The following is a 1,544-nucleotide window of genomic DNA, read 5'->3' on the forward strand; positions in this document are numbered from 1 at the left end:
GGTTTCATTGTTGAGTCTCCGTTTTCATTTTCAAATCACGCCGTGTGATCTCAATATTTTCATAAATGTCCTTTTTGTCCGCAAGGGTAAAACCATTATCAATGACATTTTGAAGTGCTTCTTTTATTGCATTTTTCAAGTCGATCTGTCTATTAATATCCGTCATGATCTTTTGTTCCACAAAGAAAAGATGAGACTGTATTTTCTGTTCAATTTTGGGTGAATCAATTAAATAACTGATAAATTCGTAAAACTGCAATTGTTCATTATATCGTTTGACCTTACCGGCATTCATACTTCCGGTTTTATAATCGAAGATATGAGGAATATTTTCAGCAGAATGAATACGTAGGTCAGCTCTGCCATGAAGAGAAATTTCGATATCATCAAGCTGGAAAAACTTCTTTTGTTCGGTTCTACCTGTTTCAGGAAATACAGTAATATGCTCATCGGTAAATTTGAGATCATTATGAAGCCGGTAGAAGAAATTGGCAATTCCATCTTTTAAGATCGGGATAAAAATATTCCTGAAATAATTCTCTGAATAATTATGAGGAGAGATGTATTTCATCTTATATTTAATAAAATGCTCAATTGCCTGATCTACATATTGTTTTGTGTTAAATACAAAATTATGATGCAGTTTATTTCCATGATAAACCTCAATCAGACGTTCCCAGATCATTGTGAATACACTGTGTGAAATTGTTCCGATTAGTTTGTTGCTGAAATCTAGAGATAGAATTGGATCACGTTTATTCAAATTTGCAATGAATTCAAGGTAGAATGTAAACGAGTCTTTTTTAAGTTTTTCCCAATTGTAAAAGCTAAGATTGAGTTCATTATTTTTCAGATCTGATTTATCAAATGGAATGGAAAAGAAATCAGCAGAAATTATATTTTGATTGGGAAGAGAATGATCATTCGTCACTAACAATGAATTAAAAAGCTGTTGATACAAATCAGTTTTAGGAAGCTCAACTTCGTTGATTAGATCAAATAATTTCAGTTCCTCAATAAAAGAACTTACTTCAATATTCTCTTCCAAATTTGTACGCGTAAAAATTGTTACTTTGTTGGAGGTTGCCAGAAGACGATAGAAATAATATTTATCACGAAGTTTAATGTCTTCATATGTTTTCAGCGAAAGTTTTTTTCTCTGGTTTTCTGAAAAGAGGAATTGAGTATGTTTAGCTGCAGGAAGGATTCCTTCGATTGCATTCAAAATATAAACGTTTTCAAAATGCAGGTTTCTGGTGTCTTGTAATGAAGTGATTTGAACTCGATTAACAGATTGATTTCCCAAAGTGAATTTAATCTGTTTGGGTTTCATATAATCTAAGAACAATTGCCATAAATTTGCTGAGATATTATGTGGGAAGATATTCTTCCAATTCGTTATCAATCCAATCTGCTCGATAGAAGCAAAATCTGAAAGAAGCTCATAAAAAACTTTTAGAATATCGGTTTTATTATTTTCTCTTTCAGTTAATTTTTCAACGTTAATGTGATTCTCGATGAACTCAATGAGAGATGCTATACTA

General features: G+C 31.7%; 1 protein-coding gene. It reads right to left on the reverse strand.

Annotated elements, in window-relative coordinates; translation table 11 throughout:
- Positions 1 to 4: 4 nt before the first annotated feature.
- A partial coding sequence (locus ENL20_02890) for a hypothetical protein (protein HHE37502.1) occupies positions 5 to 1,544 on the reverse strand: 1,540 nt, incomplete at its 5' end.

This window comes from Candidatus Cloacimonadota bacterium, assembly GCA_011372345.1.
GTDB lineage: Bacteria > Cloacimonadota > Cloacimonadia > Cloacimonadales > TCS61 > DRTC01.